The following is a 21,931-nucleotide window of genomic DNA, read 5'->3' as shown; positions in this document are numbered from 1 at the left end:
ACTTCCAGTCCCGCCTCAATCCGGCCGACCGTCTCGAAGTGCTGTTCTCGCAGCCCGACGGCGACGACCAGACCTCGGACAATTCCGAACTGCTTTACGTCTCGGCGACCTTCGGCGGGCAGACGCGCAATTTCTACCGCTTCCAGATGCAGGACGGCAGCACGGATTATTTCGACGAGGACGGCTCGAGCGCCCAGCAGTTCCTGCTGCGCAATCCGTTGCCGGCCGGAAAGTTCCGCTCCGGCTTTGGCGCGCGCAGGCACCCGATCCTCGGCTATGTCCGCATGCATACCGGCGTCGACTGGGCAGCCCCCATCGGCACGCCGATCATCGCCGCGGGCAATGGCGTCATCGAGAAGGTCGGCTGGGCCGGCGGCTATGGCAAGCAGATCATCATTCGCCATGCCAACGGCTATGAGACCTCCTACAATCACCAGAGCGCTTTTGCCAAAGGCATCGAACCGGGCGTTCACGTCCGCCAAGGCCAGACCATCGGCTATCTCGGCCAGACCGGCCTCGCCACCGGCCCGCATCTTCACTACGAGCTGATCGTCAATGGCACCAAGGTCGATCCGATGCGCGTCCGCCTGCCCGTCGGCAAGGTGTTGAAGGGCGAGGACCTTGTCGCCTTCAAGCGTGAACGCGAGCGCATCGACGACCTGCTGAAGCAGGAAGACAGTGATTCGCTGAAGGTCGCGAGCGCCAAGATCGAAGGATAGTTCCTTCGATCCACCCGTCAGTCGCGAGGGTTTTCGGCGGGCCGGCGCCATGGCAATGATTCGCCTGAAATCGTCATCCAGGCGATGACAGCCGAAAGCAGGCAAAGCAGCGCCGTTACAAAGGAAACAGCCGAGAATGCGGCGTCGCTGGCGGCAAGCCGTGCGGCGTCGACAGCCGGGGCCAGTCCGGTCGTCGCCGGTTCACCGAACCCCGGCACGCCGGGCAAGGCGCTGCCATCCAGGGCCTTCGCGTAGACCCAGGCGGCAAGCGACCCCATAGCCGCAACCGCAATCAGGCCGCCTATGCGCGAGACGGCATTGTTGATACCGGAGGCCGCGCCCGTATCCTTGTCTTCCACCGCCGTCATGATCGCGGTCGACAGCGGCGACACCACCAGCGCCATGCCGAACCCCATCAGCGCCATCAGCGGAAATGTTCCGGTCCAGAAATTGTGGATACCGGCATGCGTCAACAAGCCAAGCCCGGCGAAGGCGAAGGCAACCACCAGACTGCCGCTGGCGATCGGAAAACGCGGTCCGATCCGGTCGGACCACTGGCCGACAGGCCCAGACAGCAGTGCGATCAATGCAGACAGCGGCAGGAAGATGAAGCCGACCTCGGCCGTGCTCAGCCCCCAGCCGGCGATCAAAAGCATGGGCAGGTAGAAAAGATTGGCCGACAGCGCGAAATAGAGGAAGAAGGTCGCGAGATTGGCGCCGGCGAAGGCGCCGATGCGAAACAGATTGAGATCGATCATCGGCTCGCGCTGCCGGCGCTCGTAGAAAATGAAGACGAAAAGCAGGACCACGCCGGCAACGATTGCCGAACCCGACATGAATCCGGCAGCCTCCGCGTTCATCGCCGTCAGCCCGTAGGCCAGCAACCCGAAGGCCAGTGTCGCCAGCGCCGCGCCGCCAAGATCGAGGCTGCGCTTTTCGGTCGGCCGATCCGCCGGGATCTTGGCGAGCAGCAGGTAGATCGAAACCAGCCCAAGCGGCAGGTTGATGGCAAATATCGCACGCCAGATTCCATTGCCGAGGGTCGACAGCACGAAACCGCCCAGCACCGGACCGAGTGCCGTGGTCAGCGCCGAAGCGGCGGCCCAGATGCCGATTGCGCGGCCGCGCTCCTTTTTCGGATAGGCCTTGGCGATGATGGCAAGGCTGCCCGGCACCATGATCGCAGCGCCGACGCCCTGGATTGCACGAAACGCGATCAGCACCGCCGGATTGGGCGCCAGCGCGCAGGCCAGCGAAGCGGCAATGAACAGCGCGATGCCGACGACGAAGGCGCGGCGCAGGCCGAAGCGGTCGCCCGCAGCACCGCCGGCGAGGATAAGCGCCGAAAGCGTCAGCGCGTAGGCATTGGATATCCACTGCGCTTGCGCCAGGCTGGCGCCGAGATCGACGCGGATTGCCGGCGTGGCGATCGCAAGGATCGAACCGTCGATGAAACCAAGCGCTGAAGCCAGGATCGCGGCGATCAGCACATAACGCCGCTGCGACTGCGGGCAGAACGTACCGTTGGCGGTCGGTGGCGGGACGGCAGCGGCTTTGCTCGGTGAATGCATGCAACCTGCATAAACCCGCGGCGCGCGCGCAACAACCAGCCAGCGGTCCCGGTCGTTGAAACCAGCTGCGCAGCCACCTGGCCGCATTGGCAGGTGCCGGCCCACGCAGGTGCAAACAAGCGCCGGCATGCTAAGTTTTCACGCGGCATCGAATGGGGGCCGATCAGACAGGGGAGAAAACCGATGAAGCGACCGCTCGAACCATCCCAGTCCGGGCTCCACCGCGTCGTCGGGCTGACCGACGGCGTCTTCGCCATCGCGCTGACCCTGATCGTTCTGGAGATTCGTGTGCCGACGCACGAGGCGATCCATTCCGAAGGCGATCTCATCGACGCTGTTCTGGCCTTGGCGCCGCGCTTCCTGACCTATTCGCTTTCCTTCCTGACGCTGACCATCTTCTGGTTCGGCCAGCAGGCGCAGCATGGGTTGATCACCAGATCCGACAGGCGGCTGGCAACGCTCAATTTGTGTTTTCTCGCCTTTATCGCCCTGCTGCCGTTCTCCACCGATCTTCTGGCCGACTTCCTCGAATTCAGAACCGCGGTCGCCGTCTATTGGCTCAATCTGCTGATGCTCGGCGTCACCCTGATCGCCAGCTGGCGCTATGCGGAGAAAAATGGCTTTCTGGCGGATGACGTCGACCTCGAAACGAAACGCACGGTCTACCTTCGCATCGTCAAGGCGCAGCTTCTGTGGGCGGTCGGCGCCCTGCTCTGTCTGGTCACCCCGCTGCTCAGCGTCGGCTTCATTCTCATGGTGCAGCTGATTTATGCCGCGACACCGAGCGCGAAATGGTTGCGCAGGATGATCGGGTAGAGCAATTCCAGGAAAAACGTGGCGGTTTCCCGGGAAAAGCGCGCAGCGCTGGAGCGGCTCGGAAGTCCATCGAACACTGAACCGCTCTAACCAGCGACGAACGCCGCATCGTCTCAGTCGACAAATTCCACCGTCACGCCGGGCGAAACCAGCTTGGCCAGCTCGCGGGCATCCCAATTGGTTAGTCGCACGCAACCATGGCTTTCGGTCTTGCCGATCTTCGAGGGATCCGGCGTGCCATGGATGCCGTAGGTCGGCTTGTCCAACGCGATCCACACCGAGCCGACAGGGCCATTCGGGCCGGGCGGAATGGTCAGGACCTTATTGTTCTCGCCCTGTTTGAAATTGATGTTGGGGTTGTAGGTGTAGTTCGGATCGAGCGCGACACGGGACACGGCATGAATGCCGGACGGCGACGGCGTGTCGGACGAGCCGATGGTGGCGGGATAGGCCGCGACCAGCTTGCCCGCCGTATCATAGGCAAAGACCTCTTTCTTGCCCTTGTCGGCGACGATACGAGCCACCGGCGACGACACCAGTCTGCCGAAATTGGCAACCTTGATGATCGTTCCGGGACGGTTGAAATTGGCCTCCGGGTTGAGCGCCTTGAGATAGTTCTCGTCCATGTGGAAGCGCTCGGCAAGCGCTTCCGTGACCGACGTATAGCCCATGCGGTCGAGCTGCGCCTTCTGGCTGTAATCTTCCGGGATCGACGCAACATAGGGACCGGCCGCATCCTCCGGCGTGATCGTGTAGTTGGCCAAGGCATCGCCGCCCGATTGTGCAAGGGCCGCCTGGATGCCGACGGCGTCGGTCGATCGCAGATTGCTGCCGGTGATCTGGTTGTAGGCAGCCAGCGCCTTGTCGACATTCGAACCGAAGCGCCCGTCGATGACGCCAGGCGAAGCGCCGCCGCGATCAAGCAGCACCTGCAGAGCCGCGACATCCTGGCGTGCTCCGAGCGAAAGCGACGGGTCGACCACAGTCTTGCCGCCTGCTTTCGGCGGTAATCCCGCCTCGTCTGCGGGCGCCGGCTGCGCGGCGGGAGCCGTGGGCTCGACCGGCTCTATCGAGGCCTCGTTCAGCGGCTGGCGCTTGATGGAGGGCGGCGTTGCCGGCTGGGGCGCTTCCGGATAGTTGTCGTAGACGCCGTCGCCGCCGGGGGCCGGCGGGTAGGCCTCGACGGAATTGTCGCCATAGGGATCATATCCCTGGACGGGCGGCGCGATGACCCGGCCTTCGTCTTCCATCTGCCTGCGGCGGAAGCGTGCCATGTCTTCCGGATCGTCGAGATAGTAGCGGTCGTCGTCGGCGGGAACGCGGCCGAGTTCGCGCAGCCGTGTCTCGCGGCGCAGCGCGCGTCGGTCGAGCCTGGTCTGCGGCGGTTGGATGGCGATGACCTTGCCCGTGTCCGCATCGACGATGACGCGGTTGCCCCTGGCGTCGTAATAGATGTCGAGATTGCCGTCCTGGGCCAGCAGGATGCCGCCGTCAGCGGGGCGGACGACCCGCGGCGAAGCGTCCTCGGTCGGCGCGGCGAACGCGCTTGAAAACGCCAGTCCGGCCGCAAGTGCCGAAAGGGTGAAGATCGTCCGCAACATCGTGGGCAAACTCTCCGGTCCGTAATTGCCGTCGCCGGCGGCTTTCGCGCGTAGCGAGTCCTTCGCCAGCGAACCACCGCCCGACCATAAGGTTCCAATATGAACCGGGCATGAAGATGGCGGTTTTCCGGCGCCTCGACGAATATCAGCTAAATGCATATCATCCAAAAGCGGCCCGGTTTGGGGCGAAAGATATGCATAGAACAAAAAGCTAAAGCGCGTCGCCTGAATCCGTCGAGCGTGACGCGCTTTAGCCTCAGGCAAGTCCCAGTTCCTTTCGCGCCTGCTTCGTCAACTTCAGGGCGACAAGACGATGGCTCTCGCGCAGGTAATCCTTCAGCGCGCCATCATCCATGCTCTGGCTTGTCTGGCGCTGGATCCATTTCATGCCGCGCGAGGCAAGATAGGGTGCGGGCCGCAAGCCCGGCTGCTCCTTCAGCACATCATAGGCAATGTCGGAGCATTTGAAGGTGATGAAAGGATCGCGGCCCTCGCTCCAGCCGCCGATGGCAAAGACCTTGGCGCCGACCTTCCAGACATGGGCGCCGCCCCACTGGACGACATGCGATGTGGCGGGCAGCGAGGCGCAGAAGCCGTTATAGTCGTCCAGCGTCATGCGTGCTCCTGCCGAAAGACGCGGAAAAGCCGCGCGCCCGTCCTGGGCGCGCGGCGTTCAATCAGGCTGCCGCTTCGGTCGCGACGACCGTCGGCTTCGAACGGAAATTCAACCGGTCGGAGCCAGCGGTCACCTTGACGGTCGAGCCGTCGAGGATCTCGCCGAGCAGGATCTTCTCAGCCAGCGGATCCTGCAGGTCTTTCTGCATCACCCGCTTTAACGGCCGCGCGCCATAGGCAGGGTCGTAACCCTTGGATGCCAGCCAGTCGATCGCCTCCTGGTCCAGCGACAGCGTGATCTTGCGGTCGACCAGCAGGTTTTCCAGCCGCTTGAGCTGGATTTCGACGATGCGGCCCATATCCTGCCGGCGCAGCCGATGGAACAGGATCACCTCGTCGACGCGGTTGAGGAACTCCGGCCGGAACGACGCCTTGACGACGTTCATCACCTCGTCGCGAACCTGGTCGACATCCTGGTCCTCGCCGAGATTGACCAGGTATTCGGCGCCGAGGTTCGACGTCATGATGATCAGCGTGTTGCGGAAGTCGACCGTGCGGCCCTGCCCATCGGTGAGCCGGCCGTCGTCGAGCACCTGCAGGAGCACGTTGAACACGTCGGGATGCGCTTTCTCGATCTCGTCGAACAGCACGACCTGATAGGGCCGGCGCCGCACCGCTTCGGTCAGCGCGCCGCCTTCCTCATAACCGACATAGCCGGGAGGCGCGCCGATCAATCGGGCAACCGAATGCTTCTCCATGAACTCCGACATGTCGATGCGCACCATCGCGCTCTCGTCGTCGAACAGGAAGTTCGCCAGCGCCTTGGTCAGTTCGGTCTTGCCAACGCCGGTCGGGCCGAGGAACATGAACGAGCCGATCGGCCGGTTCGGATCCTGCAGGCCGGCGCGAGCGCGCCGCACTGCCTTGGAAACCGCTTGCACCGCCTCGCCCTGGCCGACGACGCGCTTGCCGATCTCGTCTTCCATGCGCAACAGCTTGTCGCGCTCGCCTTCCAGCATCTTGTCGACCGGAATTCCGGTCCAGCGCGAGACGATGTGGGCGACATGATCGGGCGTGACCACTTCCTCGACCATGCCAGCCTTGCCGTCCTGGGCCTCGGCTTCCTTCAGCTTCTTTTCCAGTTCCGGGATCTTGCCATAGGCAAGCTCGCCGGCGCGCTGAAACTCGCCCTTGCGCTGGGCGATGGCCAGTTCGTTGCGCGCCTCGTCAAGTTGCTTCTTGAGATCGGCGGCGAGCCCGAGCTTCTGCTTCTCTGCCTGCCATTTCGAGGTCATCTCGGTCGATTCCTCCTCAAGGCTGGCGAGGTCCTTCTCGAGCCGGGCAAGCCTGTCCTTCGAAGCCTCGTCCTTCTCGACCTTCAGCGCTTCGCGCTCGATCTTGAGCTGCATGATGCGGCGGTCGATCTCGTCCAGCGCTTCGGGCTTGGAATCGACCTGCATGCGAAGCCTCGAAGCGGCTTCGTCGACGAGGTCGATCGCCTTGTCCGGCAGGAACCGGTCGGCGATGTAGCGGTTGGACAGCGTCGCCGCCGCGACCAGCGCCGAATCGGAGATGCGAACCTTATGGTGCTGCTCGTATTTCTCCTTCAGGCCGCGCAGGATCGAGACCGTGTCCTCCACCGTAGGCTCCTCGACGAAGACCGGCTGGAAGCGGCGGGCGAGTGCGGCATCCTTCTCCACATGCTTGCGGTATTCGTCGAGAGTGGTGGCGCCGACGCAGTGCAGTTCGCCGCGCGCCAGCGCCGGCTTCAGAAGGTTGGACGCATCCATGGCGCCGTCCGCCTTGCCGGCGCCGACCAGGGTGTGCATCTCATCGATGAATAGGATGATGCCGCCAGCAGCGGCAGTGACCTCGGAAAGCACGGCCTTCAGCCGCTCCTCGAACTCACCGCGATATTTGGCGCCGGCGATCAGCGCGCCCATGTCGAGCGCCATCAGCTGCTTGTCCTTCAGCGATTCCGGCACGTCGCCATTGACGATGCGCAGCGCCAGGCCTTCGGCGATCGCCGTCTTGCCGACGCCCGGCTCGCCGATCAGCACCGGATTGTTCTTGGTGCGGCGCGACAGCACCTGGATGGTGCGGCGGATCTCGTCGTCGCGGCCGATGACCGGATCGAGCTTGCCGGCGCGGGCATCGGCGGTGAGATCGCGCGCGTATTTCTTCAGCGCGTCATAGCCCTGTTCGGCATTCGCCGAATCGGCGGTGCGGCCCTTGCGGACGTCGTTGATCACCTGGTTGAGCGCCTGCGCGGTGACGCCGGCCTTGGCCAGTATGTCTGATGTCTTGGCTGATTTCTCGACCGCCAGCGCCGTCAGTAGCCTTTCGACCGTGACGAAGCTGTCACCGGCCTTCTTGGCCAGTTCCTCGGCTGTCGAAAACACCTTGGCCAACGGCTGCGCCAGATAGAGCTGGCCGTTGCCGCCCTCCACCTTGGGCATCGCTTCGAGTGCCGTCTCGATGCCGAGCTTGACGTCGCGGACGCTGCCGCCGGCGCGCTCGATGAGCGACGCAGCCAGACCCTCGTCGTCATCGACGAGCACTTTCAGGATATGTTCGGGGGTGAATTGCTGGTGGTTGCGCGAGAGCGCCATGGTCTGCGCGGATTGGATGAAGCCGCGCACGCGCTCCGAGTATTTCTCGAGATTCATACCTGTCTCCTTCCATCACCGGCCCGCTTTGCGGCACCGGATCAGTTTGCGGTGACGGACCCGCCCGTGAGAGCCGGGTCCAGTTGAGGCTGATATGGTGCGCAACCCGCGAACCCTCAAGACGTCTCGATGTCTGCGAAGGCATAATATTCCACGGCCGCGCAAACGAAAACGGCGGAGATTTCTCTCCGCCGTTCAATGTATCGAGGCGTCGCCGCTCAGTTGTCGATGTCGGCGATCGCGGGGTCGGCGTTGCCATTGTCGACCGGGGCCGCCGCCACCTCGCCAGCGTCGGCATTGTCGTTGCCGCTGGTGATCTGGTCGGCATTGCCGCGCGGGCGGCGCGGACGCCTCGGACGACGGCTGGGACTAGTCTCCGCGGCGGTCTCATTGAGTTCGGCCTGGGCAGCGAGCCCGGCCGGCGACAGGTTCTCGAACAGCGGCGCCGCCTGCTCGACCGGCGCGACGGATTCGGCTGGCGTGACGGCCTCGGCCTGTTCGGCCGTCTCGTTGCGCTGCTGCTGGGCACCCTGCTCGGCGGACGAACCATAATCGCCGCGCTGGCTGTTCTGGCCATAGCCGCCATTGGGGCGGCGGTCGCGATGGCGTCCGCCATTATGGTCGCGGCCGCCACTGTTGCGCCCGCCATTATTATCACGATCGCGATTATCACGATCGCGGCCGTTTTCCCGGTTCAGCGCGACTTCGGCCGGCATGCCTTCGATAACCGGCTGCGGACCCGCGCCGTGGTTGATCACCGGAACCGGCGCATCCGCAACGTTGTTGCCGGCGTTGCCGACATTGTCGAACTCGTCGCGATCCTCATCGCCATCATCGTCGAATTCGTCGCGATTCTGCTGGACGTTCTGGATCGGCATCTGCGCCTGCGCGGCGGCAATGATGCGATTATAGTGCTCGGCGTGCTGGAGATAGTTCTCCGCCATCACCCGGTCGCCGGAGCTTTGCGCATCACGGGCAAGGGTGGCGTACTTTTCAGCGATCTGCTGAGCAGACCCACGGATCTTCACGTCCGGGCCGTTGCTCTCGTAGTTGCGCGTCAGGGGATTTGGCCCCTTGCGGTTGTTGTTATTGTTGTTGTTGCCGCCGCCGCCATTGTTGTTGCGACCGCGCATGCGCCTGTTCTGCTGTTGTGGCCTCATTCGACTCTCTTCATATTGAAATTTTCGAAAACTCTTCACGAACGGTGGCGCTCATGCAGCCAGCCGTTTCGTTTCTTCACCGGCGTTCGCCCGCATCAATTGCGTTGGCGCCACGTGCCATCCTGTTCCGGTTACATCACTTGCCGGACGATTCCCGCACGAAGCTTGGGCGTCGTTTGCGCAAGAAGGCAGCTATTTCCAAGGAAAACCGAATCGCTAAGAGCACTGCCTGCTTCGTCTCATCCGGTTAACGCGACCCTAGCCGCATTCCCCGGCATTGCCAAGCGGTTTTTTTCGCACTGCGTCAAGGCTTTCCCCGTTGAAAGACAAGAACCCTGTCGTTTCCGCCGAGGTCGCCGAACGCACCAGCGACCGCATAGCCGGACGAGCGAAATATAGCGGTGACCTCGATGTGCTGTGTGTAGCCGATCTCGACCGCAATCCTGCTTCCGGCTTCTAGAAACTTAGCCGCCTCAGCGGCGATGACCCTGTAAGGGGCCAACCCATCCGTGCCGCCATCCAGGGCCAGGCGCGGGTCGAAATCCCGGACTTCATCCTGCAGATTTCCGATGTCCTCCGATCGTATATAGGGAGGGTTTGCGACAATTACATGGTATCGACCAGAAACTTTTTCGAACCAGTCGGACAGCAGCGCCGTGAACCGGTCGCCAAGCCCCAATTGCGCGGCATTGCGCGTTGCCGTCCTCAACGCCCCTTCCGAGAAGTCGACCCCGGTGGCAATCGCTGCCGGCACGGCGCTGAGCAGCGCCAGCGCGATGGCTCCGCTGCCGGTTCCCAGATCGAGGATGCGGCACTCGCCCTCGCGCATGACGGTTGCCCTGACAAAGGGCAGTATGGCCTCGACCAGCGTTTCGGTGTCGGGCCGCGGCTCCAGCGTTTCCGGCGACAGCGACAGCCGCAACCCGTAGAACTCCCGATAGCCCAGGATGCGGTGCACGGGCTCGCCGCCCGCGCGGCGCCTCAAGGCGCGGTCGATCTGGACAAGAGCGGCGGCATCGACCGCATGTTCGGGATCGGCAATGGCCTGCGTGCGAGTCGTACCTGAAAAGTGCTCCACGATCAGTCTTGCATCGAGCGCCGGATTATCGACCGCCGCCAAGCGCGCTCTCGCTTCCCGCAGCAGCGGCCCCAGCGCCTGGGGCAAAGGATCAGCCATCGAGGCCGATATCGGCGAGCAGCTTCGACTGGTGGTCGGCGATCAGCGCGTCGATGACTTCGTCGAGTTCGCCCATCATCACCCGGTCGAGCTTGTAGAGCGTCAGGTTGATGCGATGATCGGTGACGCGGCCTTGCGGAAAATTGTAGGTGCGGATGCGCTCTGAGCGGTCGCCGGAGCCGACCTGAGACTTGCGCGATTCCGAGCGCTCCTCGTCGGCCTTGCTGCGTTCCAGGTCGTAGAGCCGGGCCCGCAGGATCTGCATGGCCTTGGCCCGGTTCTGGTGCTGCGATTTCTCCGCCTGCACCACCATGATGCCGGTCGGCAAATGGGTGATGCGCACCGCCGAATCGGTGGTGTTGACGTGCTGGCCGCCCGAGCCCGACGCGCGCATCGTGTCGATGCGGATGTCTTCGGCCCGGATGTCGATGTCGACTTCCTCCGCCTCCGGCAGCACGGCCACCGTGGCCGCCGAGGTGTGAATGCGTCCGCTGGCCTCGGTCGCGGGCACGCGCTGCACCCGGTGGACGCCGGACTCGAATTTCAGATGCGCGAAAACCCCCTTGCCGGAAACCGTGGCGATGATTTCCTTATAGCCGCCGGCATCGCCCTCGCTGGCCGATACCGTCTCGAACCGCCAGCCACGCGAAGCGGCATAGCGCTCATACATGCGAAACAGGTCGCCGGCGAACAATGCTGCCTCGTCGCCGCCGGTGCCGGCGCGGATTTCCAGGATGGCGTTCTTGTCATCGGCCGCATCCCTGGGCAAGAGCAGGATCTGGATGTCCTTCTGCAACGCCTCAATGCGCTCATCGACGCCTGGCAGGTCGGCCTCGGCGAGCGCTCGCATCTCGGCATCGGTGCCCTTGTCGGCGAGCATCGCCTCGAGATCGGCCTGCTCCTGCTCGGCCGCACGCAAGGCTCTGACTTTGGCCACCATCTCCTGGAGCTCGGCATATTCCGATGCCATCTTCACATAGGCATCCGGCGCCGGGCCGGCCGACATCTGCGCTTCGAGCATCTCGAAACGCTTGACGACTTGATCCATGCGGTCGCGGGGAAGGGAGATCATTGTAAAGGTGCTATAACGGAATTGAGCGGTCGTCGGCAAAGGCCTGCAGCAGCGCCCGCATCGGCAGCCCCTGGACCGGCGCCATCAGATTGTCGTCAAAGAACGCTTTCAACGCCTCCAGCGGCAATTCGGTCAGCATCGCCTTGACCGGACCGATCGAAGCGGGCGACATCGAGATAGAACGGAAACCGAGGCCGACCAGCGCCATTGCCGAGATCGGTTTGCCGGCGAGTTCGCCGCAGAGTGTGACGGGCGTGTGGTTGCGGGCACCGGCATCGGCGATGGTCTTGAGCACCCGCAGGAACGGCGTCGACAACGTGTCGAAGCGATCGGAAAGCTGCGTGTTGCCGCGGTCGACCGCCATCACGAACTGGAACAGGTCGTTCGAGCCGACCGAGACGAAGTCGACCGCCTTCATCAACTCGTCAAGCTGGAACAGGAGGGACGGCACCTCCAACATTGCCCCGAGCTTGAGGCTGGTCGGCAAATGATGGGCAAAGCGCGACAGATGCCGCACCTCGCGGTCGATGATTTCGCGCGCCTGGGCGATCTCGCCGAGCTCGGTGACCATCGGCAGCATCAGCTTGAGCTCCCGCCCGCCGCAGGCTTTCAGCAGGGCGCGGATCTGGGTGCGCAGCAATCCCGGACGGTCCAGCGTCAGGCGGATCGCCCGCCAGCCGAGCGCCGGGTTCTCTTCCTGGATGGCGCCTTTGAAATAGGGCAGCACCTTGTCGCCGCCGATGTCGATGGTGCGGAAGGTCACCGGCTTGCCGCGCGCGGCATCGAGCACGTCGCGGTAGAGCCGCTCCTGCGCCTCGGCACGGGGAAAGGTCGAGGCGACCATGAACTGCAATTCGGTGCGGAACAGGCCGATCCCGGCGGCACCCGACTCGGCCAGTTGCGGCAGGTCGACGGCAAGCCCGGCATTCATCAAAAGGTCGACCGCAATGCCATCCTTGGTCACCGACGGCTTCTTGCGCAGTTCGCGGTAGACTTCCTGCCGGCGTGCCCGGAACCGCACCTTTTCGGCATAGGCGGCTTCGAGATCCGACTGCGGACGAAGATGAATCGCGCCTTCCTCACCGTCGACGATGATGGCATCGCCGTTTTCCGCCATGGAAACGGCGCCCTTCATCTGCCCGGCGACGGGAATGCCCATGGCGCGCGCGACGATGACGACGTGGCTGGTGGCGGCGCCATCCTCGAGCACCAGTCCGCGCAATTTGTCCCGGGGGTAGTCGAGCAGTTCGGCGGCGCCCATCGAGCGGGCGACAATGATGGCATCCTTCGGCAGCGAGGCCGCGACATCGTCAGGCCCGCGTCCCATCAGCTGGCGCAGAAGCCGGTTGGCGAGGTCGTCGAAATCGCTCATCCGCTCGCGCAGATAAGGATCGGTCATGTGCAGCATGCGCGCGCGCATGTCGCTCTGCACCTTTTCGACCGCAGCTTCCGCCGTCAGGCCGTTGCGGATCGCCTCTTCCAGCCGCCGGACCCAGCCGCGGTCGTTGGCGAACATGCGGTAGGCTTCCAGCACCTGGCGATGCTCGCCCTCGAAGGCGACGTCGCGGCGCTCGAGCATGTCGTCGATGGAAAGCCTGAGCGAGCCGAGCGATGCCTCGAGCCGGCGGACTTCCTCTTCGCTGTCCTCGTTGAACAGGTTGGTGACGACGATGCGCGGTTCGTGCAGCACGACATGACCGAGCCCGACGCCCTCGTTGAACGACAGGCCGGTGAAGCTGACCGGGCGGCGCAGGTCGAGCTCGAGGCCGGGCCGCGTCAGCCGCGCCAGATCGCCGGTGGCGATCATCTCGGCGATAACCATGGCGGTGGTTTCCAGCGCCTCGACCTCGTCGTCGCGATAGTGGCGCATGGTCTTGTTCTGCACCACCAGCACGCCCAGCGTGCGCCCTGCCCTGAGCACCGGCACGCCGAGGAAGGAATTGTAGATCTCTTCCCCGGTTTCCGGCAGGTAGGCGAAAGCCGGATGTTCCTGCGCATTGGATAGATTGAGCGGCCGCGCGCTGGCGGCGATCGTGCCGACCAGGCCTTGCCCCAGCCTGAGCTGCGCCAGGTGCACCGCGTTGGGGTTCAGGCCTTCGGTGGCGTAGAGTTCGAGCACGGAATCGGCGCGCAGCACATAGAGCGAGCACACTTCGGCGACCATGTTGGAGGCGATGTCGCGCACGATGCGGTCGAGCCGCTCCTGCGGCTCCAGCGGCTCCTGCATGAGCTCGCGGAGCCGTTTCAGCAGAACGCGCGGGCCACTGGCCGGGTCACGCATCGCGGCTTCTTCTCCAATAGGCTTCCTGCCGGCGCAGTTTCGGCCGCCGCCGGCACGCACGCAACAACTGATTCAGTCTGCTACTGCTTATCCAGACCGTAGACGGAATGCAAAGTGCGAACCGCGAGTTCCGTGTACGGACCGTCGATCAGTATCGAAATCTTGATCTCGGAGGTGGTGATGGCGCGGATGTTGATCGCCTTGTCGGCCAGCGCCTTGAAGGCGGTGGCGGCAACGCCGGCATGGCTTCTCATGCCGATGCCGATGACCGAGACCTTCGACATGCCAGCTTCCGACTGCACGACGTCATAGCCGACATCGGCCTTCAGCCGGTCGAGCACGGCCAGCGCCTTGTCGACGTCTCCGGAGGGCACCGTGAAGGTCATGTCGGTAAGCTTGCCGTCCTCGGAAATGTTCTGGACGATCATGTCTACGTTGATGTTGGCCTCGGCCAGCGGCCCGAAGATGCCGGCGGCGACGCCCGGTCGGTCGCCGACACGGCGCAGCGAAATCTGCGCCTCGTCCTTGGCATAGGCAATTCCGGTGACGACCTGCTGTTCCACGATCTCTTCCTCGTCGCAAATAAGCGTTCCGGGCGGATTGAGCAAATCCCCCATTCCGGGCGCGTCGGGATCGTCGAAGGACGACCGCACGAAGGTACGCACCCTGTGCACCATGGCAAGCTCGACCGAACGCACCTGCAGAACCTTGGCGCCGAGCGAGGCCATTTCAAGCATTTCCTCGAACGATATCTTGGCCAGCCGCCGCGCCTTCGGCTCGATGCGCGGATCGGTGGTGTAGACGCCGTCGACGTCGGTATAGATGTCGCAACGGTCGGCCTTGACGGCGGCCGCGATCGCCACCGCGCTGGTGTCGGAGCCGCCACGACCAAGCGTTGCGATGCGGTTGTCCGGTCCGATGCCCTGGAAACCTGCGATGACGGCCACCTGGCCCTCGCCGAAGCGTTTGACCAGGAAAGCGCCGTCGATGTCGAGGATGCGTGCCGCGCCATGCGCGTTGTCGGTCTTGATCGGGATCTGCCAGCCCTGCCAGGAGCGGGCGTGCACGCCCATGTTCTGCAAGGTGATCGCCAAAAGGCCTGCCGTCACCTGCTCGCCGGACGCAACCACGGCATCATATTCGCGCGCGTCGTGCATCGGCGAGGCCTCGCGCGTCCAGCCGACCAGTTCGTTGGTCTTGCCGGCCATCGCCGAGACCACCACCGCCACCTCGTGACCGGCATCGACCTCCCGTTTGACGTGACGCGCCACATTGCGGATGCGGGCGATGTCGGCGACGGAGGTTCCGCCGAATTTCATCACGATGCGCGCCATGGAAGCGAAATGCCTTTGACTGAAGCCGGCTCTGCGCCGAAAACCGAGGAAAGCGCCCGGCTGGCGCCGGCCGCTGAATGCGCGGCCTCCTTAGCCAAAACATCCAGGCTTCGCAAGCGATGGCGCACAAGAAGGGCGCCACGTGCCTGCTGGACTGGAACTCCATTTTGCGCAGCGCCGCTACCGGCAAGGCTCTCAGAGCGGCGGACCTCAGCCCGGGCGGGCGACGCTCTTCCACAAATCCGGATAGTCGAGCACGAAGCCGAGTGGAGAGACCTCCAGCACCGCCTCATAGCCGAATGCCGGCGCGGCATAGGCGTAGCGGGCCGCGTCGAGGCGCCGATAGGTCTGCTCGATCCGCATCATTCTGAGCTCGGGAAAGGCCAGATAGGCGGCCGGCGCGGGCGTCGCTTCGCCGACGGCGAGCGCGAACCGGCGGATCGCCAGGAGGTTCGAAGCCGGCGTGAAGCCGAGATCGACGTCTATCAGGCCGGCCACCTCCGGCTGCGGCTCGCCATTCAGCGCCCAGGAGCCGTCGGCGCGGCGTTCGATCCCCAGGGAAAGCTCTTGCGGGCCGAGAAAGCCCTCGACCCGTGCCGAGCGCGTGTGCCAGCCGGCATCGCAATCCACCTCGTAGGCGATGCAACACGGCTTGTCGTCTTGCAGGAAGATGGCCTGCCCCTTCAGGCGGTGCCCGCCGGGCCGCTGCGAGAGCATGCAGGAATCGTGACCTTCAAGGTCGAGCCTGCGCCAAAGGATCGATGCGGTCTGAATCACGGCCATCTCCTTTTCTCAACACGATCTTCCCTTTTTCGCACGCCGCCGCTTTTTTGTTTCGGCCGAGGTGCTCCCTGAGCTGACACGTCCTGACAGGGCGCCGCCGGCAATAGAGGGCGCTTGTCGGCGGTGCCGGCCTCGCACTGTCAGCAGGCGAAAATGCAGCCTTGACTTTCCCTCCCCCACGCCCGACTTGCTAGCGTCCGAGGAGACCAATCGATGCCAGAGCCCCGACGATCGACGATCGATGCCGGAGAAGTGGAGCGCTTTTCCGCCCTTGCCGCCGAATGGTGGAACCCGAACGGCAAGTTCCGGCCGCTGCACAAGTTCAACCCCATCCGGCTTGCCTACATACGCGACCAGGTGGCAACGCGCTTCGGCCGCGATCCGCGCGCGGCACGGCCATTCGAGGGCCTGCGCTTTCTCGACATCGGTTGCGGCGGCGGCCTGCTGTGCGAGCCGATGGCGCGGCTTGGCGCCGAAGTGGTCGGCGCCGATGCTTCCGCCACCAATATCGAAGTGGCCAAATTGCACGCCGCCGAAGTTGGCGTGACGATCGACTACCGCGCCACCACGGCCGAGGACCTGGCCGACGCCGGCGAAAAATTCGACGTTATCCTCAATATGGAAGTGGTCGAGCATGTCGCCGACATCGACCTGTTCGTCGCCAAATGCGGCGAGATGGTCAAGCCCGGCGGCATCATGTTCGTGGCCACGATCAACCGCACGCTGAAGGCGCTAGGGCTGGCCATCATCGGTGCCGAATATGTGCTGCGCTGGCTGCCGCGCGGCACTCATCAGTTCGGCAAGCTGGTGCGCCCGGAAGAGCTGGAAAAGGCGCTCGGCGGCGCCGGCCTGACCGTCATCGACCGCACCGGCGTCGTCTACCACCCGCTCGCCGACCGCTGGCAGCGGTCGAAAGACATGGACGTCAACTATATGGTGCTGGCGGAAAAGGGCACGGTCTGAACCGGCTCACGCCGCCTGACTCTGCGCCCTCGCGCTGGTCCCGCTTTGCGCCTTGGTGGTGATAAACACGCCGGCCGTGATGATGACAGCGCCTGCCCAGGTCAGCAGCTGATAGTGCTCGCCGAGGAAGATCGTGCCCGCGAACAGCCCGACGGCCGCCGCCACATAGCCGATCTGGCTGAGATAGACCGGGCCGCCCACCGCCTGCAGCCGGAAGAAGAAGGCAAACATTGCCGAAGCCGACGCCATCTGCGCGACGACCACAGGCGGTACCGCGCCCAGCGGAACAAACGCTTGCCAGCCGAAAAGCGTCAGGATGCCGAGGAGAAGCAAGGTCGCCGACGCCAGATGGCTGCCCACGGCAAGCTCGATCGGGCCGGTTCCTTCGGGCCAGTCGACGGTGCGGTAGATGTTGCCCGCGGCAAGGCTGACCGGGATCAGCAATCCGATCGTTACCCAGAAATAATCGGCCGGTTGGCCAGCTTCGCCGCGGGTAAGCGCGACCATGACCGCACCGATGAAGCCGACCGCAATGCCGATGACGCCGAGCAGGTTGGGGCGCCGAACGCCAAGCAAGATCGAGAACACGAGCGTGATCACCGGCGATAGCGTGAACATGATGCCCGTATATCCCGCGCCGAGATGCGGGATGGCCGAAAACATCAAGAGGTTGGGAAAGGCATAGGACACCGCCGCCGTGACGAAGAAATAGCGCAGCTTGCGCGCCGTAAGCTTGATGCGCTCGCCACGCCACAGGAGAGCCAGCAACAGCACGCCGCCGGCACCGAGCGAGATGACGAAGGCCCAGACCATGGCCGGAACGCCGGCGGCGGTCGCAAGCTTGCCGAACGGCAGCGTCAGGCCAAGCAGGGCGCCCGTCACGACCAGCAGGCCAAGCGCCGAATCCCAGAGAAATTTCATCTGATGGTCCTCGTCATCGTCGCCGGCACTTGGCCGCCACTTCATTTTCCGATAAGATAACGAAAAGATTCTTAACGTCAAGATACATGGCAGAATAGATGGACAGGGCGGCAAAAGCGATCGAACAATGGAACAGGGAGCGGCCGGACCTTGACGTCTCGCCGATGGGCGTGATCGGGCGGTTGAATGAAGCATCCTCGCTGATTGCCCGCGAGCGCCTCGCGCCGTTGTTTGCGCGCTATGGATTGCAGGCCGGCGAATTCGACGTGCTGGCGACGTTGCGCCGCTCGGGCGCGCCCTACGCGCTGACCCCGACCGCCCTTTACGAGGCGACGATGGTGACCTCGGGCGCCATGACCAACCGGCTCGACCGGCTCGAAACCTCAGGGTTGATCGTGCGCGGTCCGCACCCCAATGACCGGCGCGGCATCGTCGTGCGGTTGACTGAAAAAGGTCTCGCTTTGATCGACGAGGCCGTTGCTGCCCACGTTGCCAACGAGCACGAGATTCTTTCCGGCCTGACGCAAGCCGAACGGGAAACGCTTTCGCGCCTGCTTGAAAAATTGATCGGCAGCGTGAGCTGACCGCTCAGTTCCGATCCTCCGGAAACACCGGGATCGGCATGAACTCGACGCCGTCCTCGGCCAGGCTCTTGGCCTCCTCCAGCGTCGCCTCGCCATAGATGCCGCGCGGGTCGGTCTCGCCGAAATGAATCTTGCGCGCTTCCTCGGCGAATTTGTCGCCGACATAATCGGCATTCTCGCGCACCTTCTCGGCCATTGCCTTCAGCTGCGCCAGCGCCTGCTTCTGCGCCTCGCCCATGGCGAGCGCTATCGTTTCCTGCTTGCGCGCCGTCGACACGGCCGGCGCCATCAGGGCTTTCTCCACCTTGTGCGAGCCGCAGGTCGGGCAATCGACGAAGCCACGCTTCTTTTGCGTGTCGAAATCGTCATTGCTGCGGAACCAGCCCTCGAACTCGTGCTCGTTTTCGCAGATCAGGGAGAAGCGGATCAAGAGGCCGCTCCCCTGAGACGAGATGTCTCGGACGAACCGGTATTGATAGCGAAATCCCGCGCATTTTTCAGATTGGGGATCTTCTTGCGAGCCGCCAGCGACTGCGCCGGGTCGATCTCGGCGACGATCACCGCCGGCTCATTGTGCGCCGCCTCCGCGATGACGCGGCCCCAGGGATCGACGATCAGCGAATGGCCATAGGTTTCGCGGCCGTCCTCGTGAAGGCCGCCTTGCGCAGCGGCCACGACATAGGCGCCATTCTCGATGGCGCGTGCCCTGAGCAGCACGTGCCAATGCGCCTCGCCGGTTTGGCGGGTGAAGGCGGCGGGCACGGAAAGCAGGTCGGCGCCGGCCAGCGCCTCGGCGCGGAACAGTTGCGGAAACCGCAGGTCATAACAGACGGCAAAGCCCAGCTTGGCGCCTTCGATGGTCGTGACGACCGCCTCCGTGCCGGGCTCGTAGGTCGCGGATTCGCGCCAGCTCTCGCCATTGTCGAGATCGACGTCGAACATATGGATCTTGTCATAGGAGGCGAGCGTGGCGCCGTCCGGACCGAACAGCAGCGCCCGGTTGGCGAGCTTGCCGTCGGCGCGCAGGATGGCGGTCGAGCCGATATGCAGGTGGACGCCAAGTTCGCGGGCCAGTCGGCGGGCGGTCCCGACGATGATGTCCTTGTCCTCTGAGGTGAAAGACGCGGCCTTCTTGTCACGCACCAGCGCTCCGGTCATTTCCGGTGTCTGGATGTAGCTCGCCCCCTGGCCGGCTGCCTCGCGCACCAGCCGCTCGAGCTCGATTGCGTTGCGCTCCGGCCTCTCCCCCGAACGCATCTGGATCGCGGCCGCCTTGAAAACACCCATCGTCATATCCTCAATTCGTCGAGCCATTGGCGAGCAACTTGTCCAGTCGGCCTTGCGCCTCCAGCTCGTGGAGGTCGTCGCAGCCGCCGACATGCGTGTCGCCGACGAAAATCTGCGGAAAGGTTGTGCGGCCATGGGCGCGCGAAATCATCTCCTGGCGCAGTTCCGGTGAAAACGACGCGTCATGCTCCGTATAGGCGATGCCCTTGCGCTCGAGCAGCCGCTTGGCGGCCGTGCAGTAGCCGCACATCATGCGTGTATAGATGGTGACGTCGACCATGACGAATTTCCACTGTTTGTTGCCGACTTATATAGTCGTGGACTCGTCGGCCCGAAAGTCCCCCGGCAGCACGCGTGCGAAGGTCAGCACGTCGACGGCGCCGGCCCCTGCTTTTTTCAGCGCCTTGCTGGCGGCGCGAACCGTGGCGCCCGTGGTGTAGACGTCGTCGATCAAAAGCACGCGGCGGCCGGCGATCTCGATTTCCGCTTCAGCAGGCACGCGAAAGGCGGCCCGCACATTCTCCTCGCGGTCCTTGCGCTCCAGCCCGACCTGCTGGCGCGTGAGCTTGACACGCCGCATGGCCGAGGGTGCGAAAGACAGGCCGCTGAGCTCGCAGACCGCCCTCGCCAATTCCGCCGACTGGTTGAACCGCCGCCTGAAGAAGCGGCGCCAGTGCAGCGGCACCGGCACCACCACATCCGCCTCGGCAATGAGGTCAGCGCCCGCGCGCAGCATCCAGCGCGCCATCCACGGCGCCAGGTCGGTGCGATCCTGGTACTTCAGCCCCTGCACCATCTGGCGGGCGACGCCGGAATAGGCGACGGCCGCCCGCGCCCGCTCGAAGGGCGGCGGATCGGCGATCGCCTCGGCGGACAGAAAGCCCTCGCCCATATGGTGGGTGAACGGCGTGCCCATCACCGGGCACCAGGGCCGCTCCAGGAGGCGCAACTTCGGCCAGCAGGCGCCGCACAGAACGCCGGGCTGCGAGACATGCCTGCGGCAGCCGGCGCAGACAGGCGGGAACAGGATGCGCGCCGGCCAGTTCGCCGCCGACCGTGCAAGGTTCCTGATGTCCAGAGGCTTGATCTTGGGCATGGGATCGGCCACGTGGTGGGTGCTGTGCGCCACTATATCAACTCCATCGGGGAATGGACAAACAAAGGATCTGCCCGTTTGCTGCCGATAATGGACACCTCACTGTGGCTGGCGCACAAGCGGCGCGCGCTCGATCATCCGGTCGGCGGCGCGGACTTCCTGATGCGGCGCAGTGCCGACGATCTTGCCGACCGGCTGGGTGCCGTGGAGCGCAGGTTTAGCAAGGCAGCGGTGCTGTTTTGCCAGACGTCGGCCGCAGCCGACATCCTCGCCGCGAGCGGCAAGGTGGCGGACATCGTCCGTGTCGAGGCGGATGCGGCTTTCCTGGGCGATTCCGCCGGCATGGTCGCGCCGCTGGAAACCGTGCCCTTCGAGCCGCAAAGCCTCGACCTGGCGGTGTCGCTTCTTTCGTTGCAGGCCATGAACGACATTCCCGGCATGCTGGTGCAGATCCGCCGTGCGCTGCGTCCGGACGGGCTTTTCCTCGGCGCCTTCGCCGGCGCCGGCACGCTCGGCGAATTGCGTGAAAGCCTGCTGGCGGCCGAGACCGAGCTTCACGGCGGCGCCAGCCCGCGCGTCATTCCGTTCACCGACGTTCGCGACGCGGGAGCGCTGCTGCAGCGCGCCGGCCTCGCTCTGCCGGTCGCCGATGTCGAGACGGTGACGGTGCGCTATGACAGTCTTTTCAACCTGATGGCCGATTTGCGCGCCATGGGCGAAACCAGCGCGCTTGCCGATCGCAGCCGGCGGCCGGGCACACGCCAGCTGTTCGCCCGCGCCGCGCAAATCTACGCCGAGCGGTTTTCGGATCCCGACGGCCGCATCCGCGCAAGCTTTTCGATGGTCTGGATGTCCGGCTGGGCGCCCGATGCATCGCAGCAAAAGCCGCTCGAGCCGGGTTCGGCCAAGATCTCGCTGAAGACTGTGTTGGAGCAGCCCAAGGGGCAATGATAGTGTCCGCGGACGCGGACGCGGACGCGGACGCGGACGCGGACAGCCAGATCAGGGTGCGAAAGCGTTGGCAAGCCTGCTGCCATTGTCGCTGAACAGCCAGGTGATCGCGTTGAAGACCTGGCTGATGCCGCCGACGATCGTCAGCGACAGTACGGCGACGATCAAGCCGTATTCGACGGCCGTGGCGCCCTTTTCATCGTTCAGGAAACGCAGCAGCACTGTTTTCATCACGTCGATCCCTCTTGCCGGAACCATACCGCCGACCTGTTAAGAAAGGTTAACGGCACAGGCTTAATAGGCGATGAAACCGCCGCCTCTGAAAATGTCT

21 protein-coding genes (1 of these 21 only partly in view) are annotated in these 21,931 nt (G+C 64.3%); 5 read left to right on the top strand and 16 right to left on the bottom strand.

Features of this window, described 5'->3' with window-relative positions; translation table 11 throughout:
- Positions 1 to 719, top strand: partial view of a M23 family metallopeptidase gene (locus FJ428_RS12425; protein WP_181167287.1) — the final stretch only. It extends 1,252 nt beyond the left edge of the window; the window shows 719 of its 1,971 coding nt (coding positions 1,253-1,971); its start codon lies beyond the left edge, outside the window; it ends in the stop codon at positions 717 to 719.
- 17 nt (positions 720 to 736) lie between these two features.
- On the opposite strand, the gene FJ428_RS12420 is transcribed toward FJ428_RS12425, so the two are convergent.
- Positions 737 to 2,290, bottom strand: a complete 1,554-nt coding sequence (locus FJ428_RS12420) for an MFS transporter (RefSeq protein WP_140879508.1) — start codon at positions 2,288 to 2,290, stop codon at positions 737 to 739.
- Positions 2,291 to 2,473: 183 nt separating this feature from the next.
- On the opposite strand from FJ428_RS12420, the gene FJ428_RS12415 reads away from it, so the two are divergent.
- Positions 2,474 to 3,106 carry a TMEM175 family protein gene (locus tag FJ428_RS12415; RefSeq protein WP_140879507.1) on the top strand — a complete coding sequence of 211 codons (633 nt, stop codon included), beginning with the start codon at positions 2,474 to 2,476 and terminating at the stop codon, positions 3,104 to 3,106.
- 113 nt (positions 3,107 to 3,219) lie between these two features.
- Here FJ428_RS12415 and FJ428_RS12410 read toward each other — a convergent pair whose 3' ends face one another.
- The 9 genes from FJ428_RS12410 to FJ428_RS12370 all read right to left on the bottom strand — a co-directional run bounded on the left by FJ428_RS12410 (position 3,220) and on the right by FJ428_RS12370 (position 15,798).
- Positions 3,220 to 4,707, bottom strand: coding sequence for a L,D-transpeptidase family protein (locus FJ428_RS12410; protein ID WP_140500943.1), 1,488 nt, complete (start codon positions 4,705 to 4,707; stop codon positions 3,220 to 3,222).
- A 256-nt stretch (positions 4,708 to 4,963) separates the two neighbouring features.
- Entirely contained in the window at positions 4,964 to 5,323 is a 360-nt protein-coding gene (locus FJ428_RS12405) for an MmcQ/YjbR family DNA-binding protein (protein ID WP_140500941.1), read from the bottom strand.
- Positions 5,324 to 5,384: 61 nt separating this feature from the next.
- On the bottom strand, positions 5,385 to 7,991 hold the full coding sequence (gene clpB / locus FJ428_RS12400; protein ID WP_140500939.1) for an ATP-dependent chaperone ClpB: 2,607 nt from the start codon (positions 7,989 to 7,991) through the stop codon (positions 5,385 to 5,387).
- Between the two features lie 218 nt (positions 7,992 to 8,209).
- Positions 8,210 to 9,151 carry a DUF4167 domain-containing protein gene (locus FJ428_RS12395; RefSeq protein WP_140879506.1) on the bottom strand — a complete coding sequence of 314 codons (942 nt, stop codon included), beginning with the start codon at positions 9,149 to 9,151 and terminating at the stop codon, positions 8,210 to 8,212.
- A 304-nt stretch (positions 9,152 to 9,455) separates the two neighbouring features.
- Complete coding sequence (prmC, locus tag FJ428_RS12390) at positions 9,456 to 10,328, bottom strand: peptide chain release factor N(5)-glutamine methyltransferase (protein WP_140513835.1); 873 nt, start codon at positions 10,326 to 10,328, stop codon at positions 9,456 to 9,458.
- On the bottom strand, positions 10,321 to 11,400 hold the full coding sequence (gene prfA / locus FJ428_RS12385) for a peptide chain release factor 1 (protein WP_140558173.1): 1,080 nt from the start codon (positions 11,398 to 11,400) through the stop codon (positions 10,321 to 10,323). The genes prmC and prfA overlap by 8 nt, the downstream gene beginning before the upstream one ends.
- Before the next feature lie 10 nt (positions 11,401 to 11,410).
- Positions 11,411 to 13,681: a phosphoenolpyruvate--protein phosphotransferase gene (gene ptsP, locus FJ428_RS12380; protein ID WP_140513837.1), complete on the bottom strand. Its 2,271-nt coding sequence runs from the start codon at positions 13,679 to 13,681 to the stop codon at positions 11,411 to 11,413.
- Between the two features lie 80 nt (positions 13,682 to 13,761).
- Entirely contained in the window at positions 13,762 to 15,015 is a 1,254-nt protein-coding gene (locus FJ428_RS12375) for an aspartate kinase (protein ID WP_140640348.1), read from the bottom strand.
- 210 nt (positions 15,016 to 15,225) lie between these two features.
- Positions 15,226 to 15,798, bottom strand: a complete 573-nt coding sequence (locus FJ428_RS12370) for a putative glycolipid-binding domain-containing protein (protein WP_140676303.1) — start codon at positions 15,796 to 15,798, stop codon at positions 15,226 to 15,228.
- 213 nt (positions 15,799 to 16,011) lie between these two features.
- Here FJ428_RS12370 and ubiG point away from each other — a divergent pair, with 213 nt between their 5' ends.
- On the top strand, positions 16,012 to 16,761 hold the full coding sequence (gene ubiG, locus FJ428_RS12365) for a bifunctional 2-polyprenyl-6-hydroxyphenol methylase/3-demethylubiquinol 3-O-methyltransferase UbiG (protein ID WP_140513840.1): 750 nt from the start codon (positions 16,012 to 16,014) through the stop codon (positions 16,759 to 16,761).
- Positions 16,762 to 16,767: 6 nt separating this feature from the next.
- On the opposite strand, the gene FJ428_RS12360 is transcribed toward ubiG, so the two are convergent.
- Positions 16,768 to 17,682: a DMT family transporter gene (locus FJ428_RS12360; RefSeq protein WP_140676306.1), complete on the bottom strand. Its 915-nt coding sequence runs from the start codon at positions 17,680 to 17,682 to the stop codon at positions 16,768 to 16,770.
- 98 nt (positions 17,683 to 17,780) lie between these two features.
- Here FJ428_RS12360 and FJ428_RS12355 point away from each other — a divergent pair, with 98 nt between their 5' ends.
- A complete protein-coding gene (locus tag FJ428_RS12355) occupies positions 17,781 to 18,266 on the top strand; it encodes a MarR family transcriptional regulator (RefSeq protein WP_140625588.1) in 486 nt (161 codons plus the stop codon).
- A 4-nt stretch (positions 18,267 to 18,270) separates the two neighbouring features.
- Here the strand turns inward: FJ428_RS12355 and FJ428_RS12350 are convergent, their stop codons facing one another.
- The 4 genes from FJ428_RS12350 to FJ428_RS12335 are packed head-to-tail and all read right to left on the bottom strand — an operon-like array spanning position 18,271 to position 20,661.
- Entirely contained in the window at positions 18,271 to 18,696 is a 426-nt protein-coding gene (locus FJ428_RS12350) for a DUF1178 family protein (protein ID WP_140879505.1), read from the bottom strand.
- The gene (locus FJ428_RS12345) at positions 18,693 to 19,553 is read right to left on the bottom strand and encodes a carbon-nitrogen hydrolase family protein (RefSeq protein WP_140879504.1); all 861 of its coding nucleotides are present in this window, start codon (positions 19,551 to 19,553) and stop codon (positions 18,693 to 18,695) included. The genes FJ428_RS12350 and FJ428_RS12345 overlap by 4 nt, the downstream gene beginning before the upstream one ends.
- A 10-nt stretch (positions 19,554 to 19,563) precedes the next feature.
- The gene (gene grxC / locus FJ428_RS12340) at positions 19,564 to 19,833 is read right to left on the bottom strand and encodes a glutaredoxin 3 (RefSeq protein ID WP_140500918.1); all 270 of its coding nucleotides are present in this window, start codon (positions 19,831 to 19,833) and stop codon (positions 19,564 to 19,566) included.
- 27 nt (positions 19,834 to 19,860) lie between these two features.
- Positions 19,861 to 20,661: a ComF family protein gene (locus tag FJ428_RS12335; protein ID WP_140500963.1), complete on the bottom strand. Its 801-nt coding sequence runs from the start codon at positions 20,659 to 20,661 to the stop codon at positions 19,861 to 19,863.
- 66 nt (positions 20,662 to 20,727) lie between these two features.
- Between FJ428_RS12335 and FJ428_RS12330 the strand changes: the two genes are divergently transcribed.
- Positions 20,728 to 21,600 carry a methyltransferase domain-containing protein gene (locus tag FJ428_RS12330; protein ID WP_140584063.1) on the top strand — a complete coding sequence of 291 codons (873 nt, stop codon included), beginning with the start codon at positions 20,728 to 20,730 and terminating at the stop codon, positions 21,598 to 21,600.
- A 51-nt stretch (positions 21,601 to 21,651) separates the two neighbouring features.
- Here FJ428_RS12330 and FJ428_RS12325 read toward each other — a convergent pair whose 3' ends face one another.
- Positions 21,652 to 21,831 (bottom strand): Flp family type IVb pilin, encoded by a 180-nt coding sequence (locus tag FJ428_RS12325; protein ID WP_140500916.1) that lies wholly within the window; start codon positions 21,829 to 21,831, stop codon positions 21,652 to 21,654.
- Between the last annotated feature and the right edge of the window lie 100 nt (positions 21,832 to 21,931).

Origin of the sequence: Mesorhizobium sp. B2-8-1 (assembly GCF_006440955.1) — a bacterium.
Lineage (GTDB): Bacteria > Pseudomonadota > Alphaproteobacteria > Rhizobiales > Rhizobiaceae > Mesorhizobium.
The sequence above is the reverse complement of the archived record's forward strand: the minus strand, read 5'-3'. Positions and strand labels throughout refer to the sequence as shown.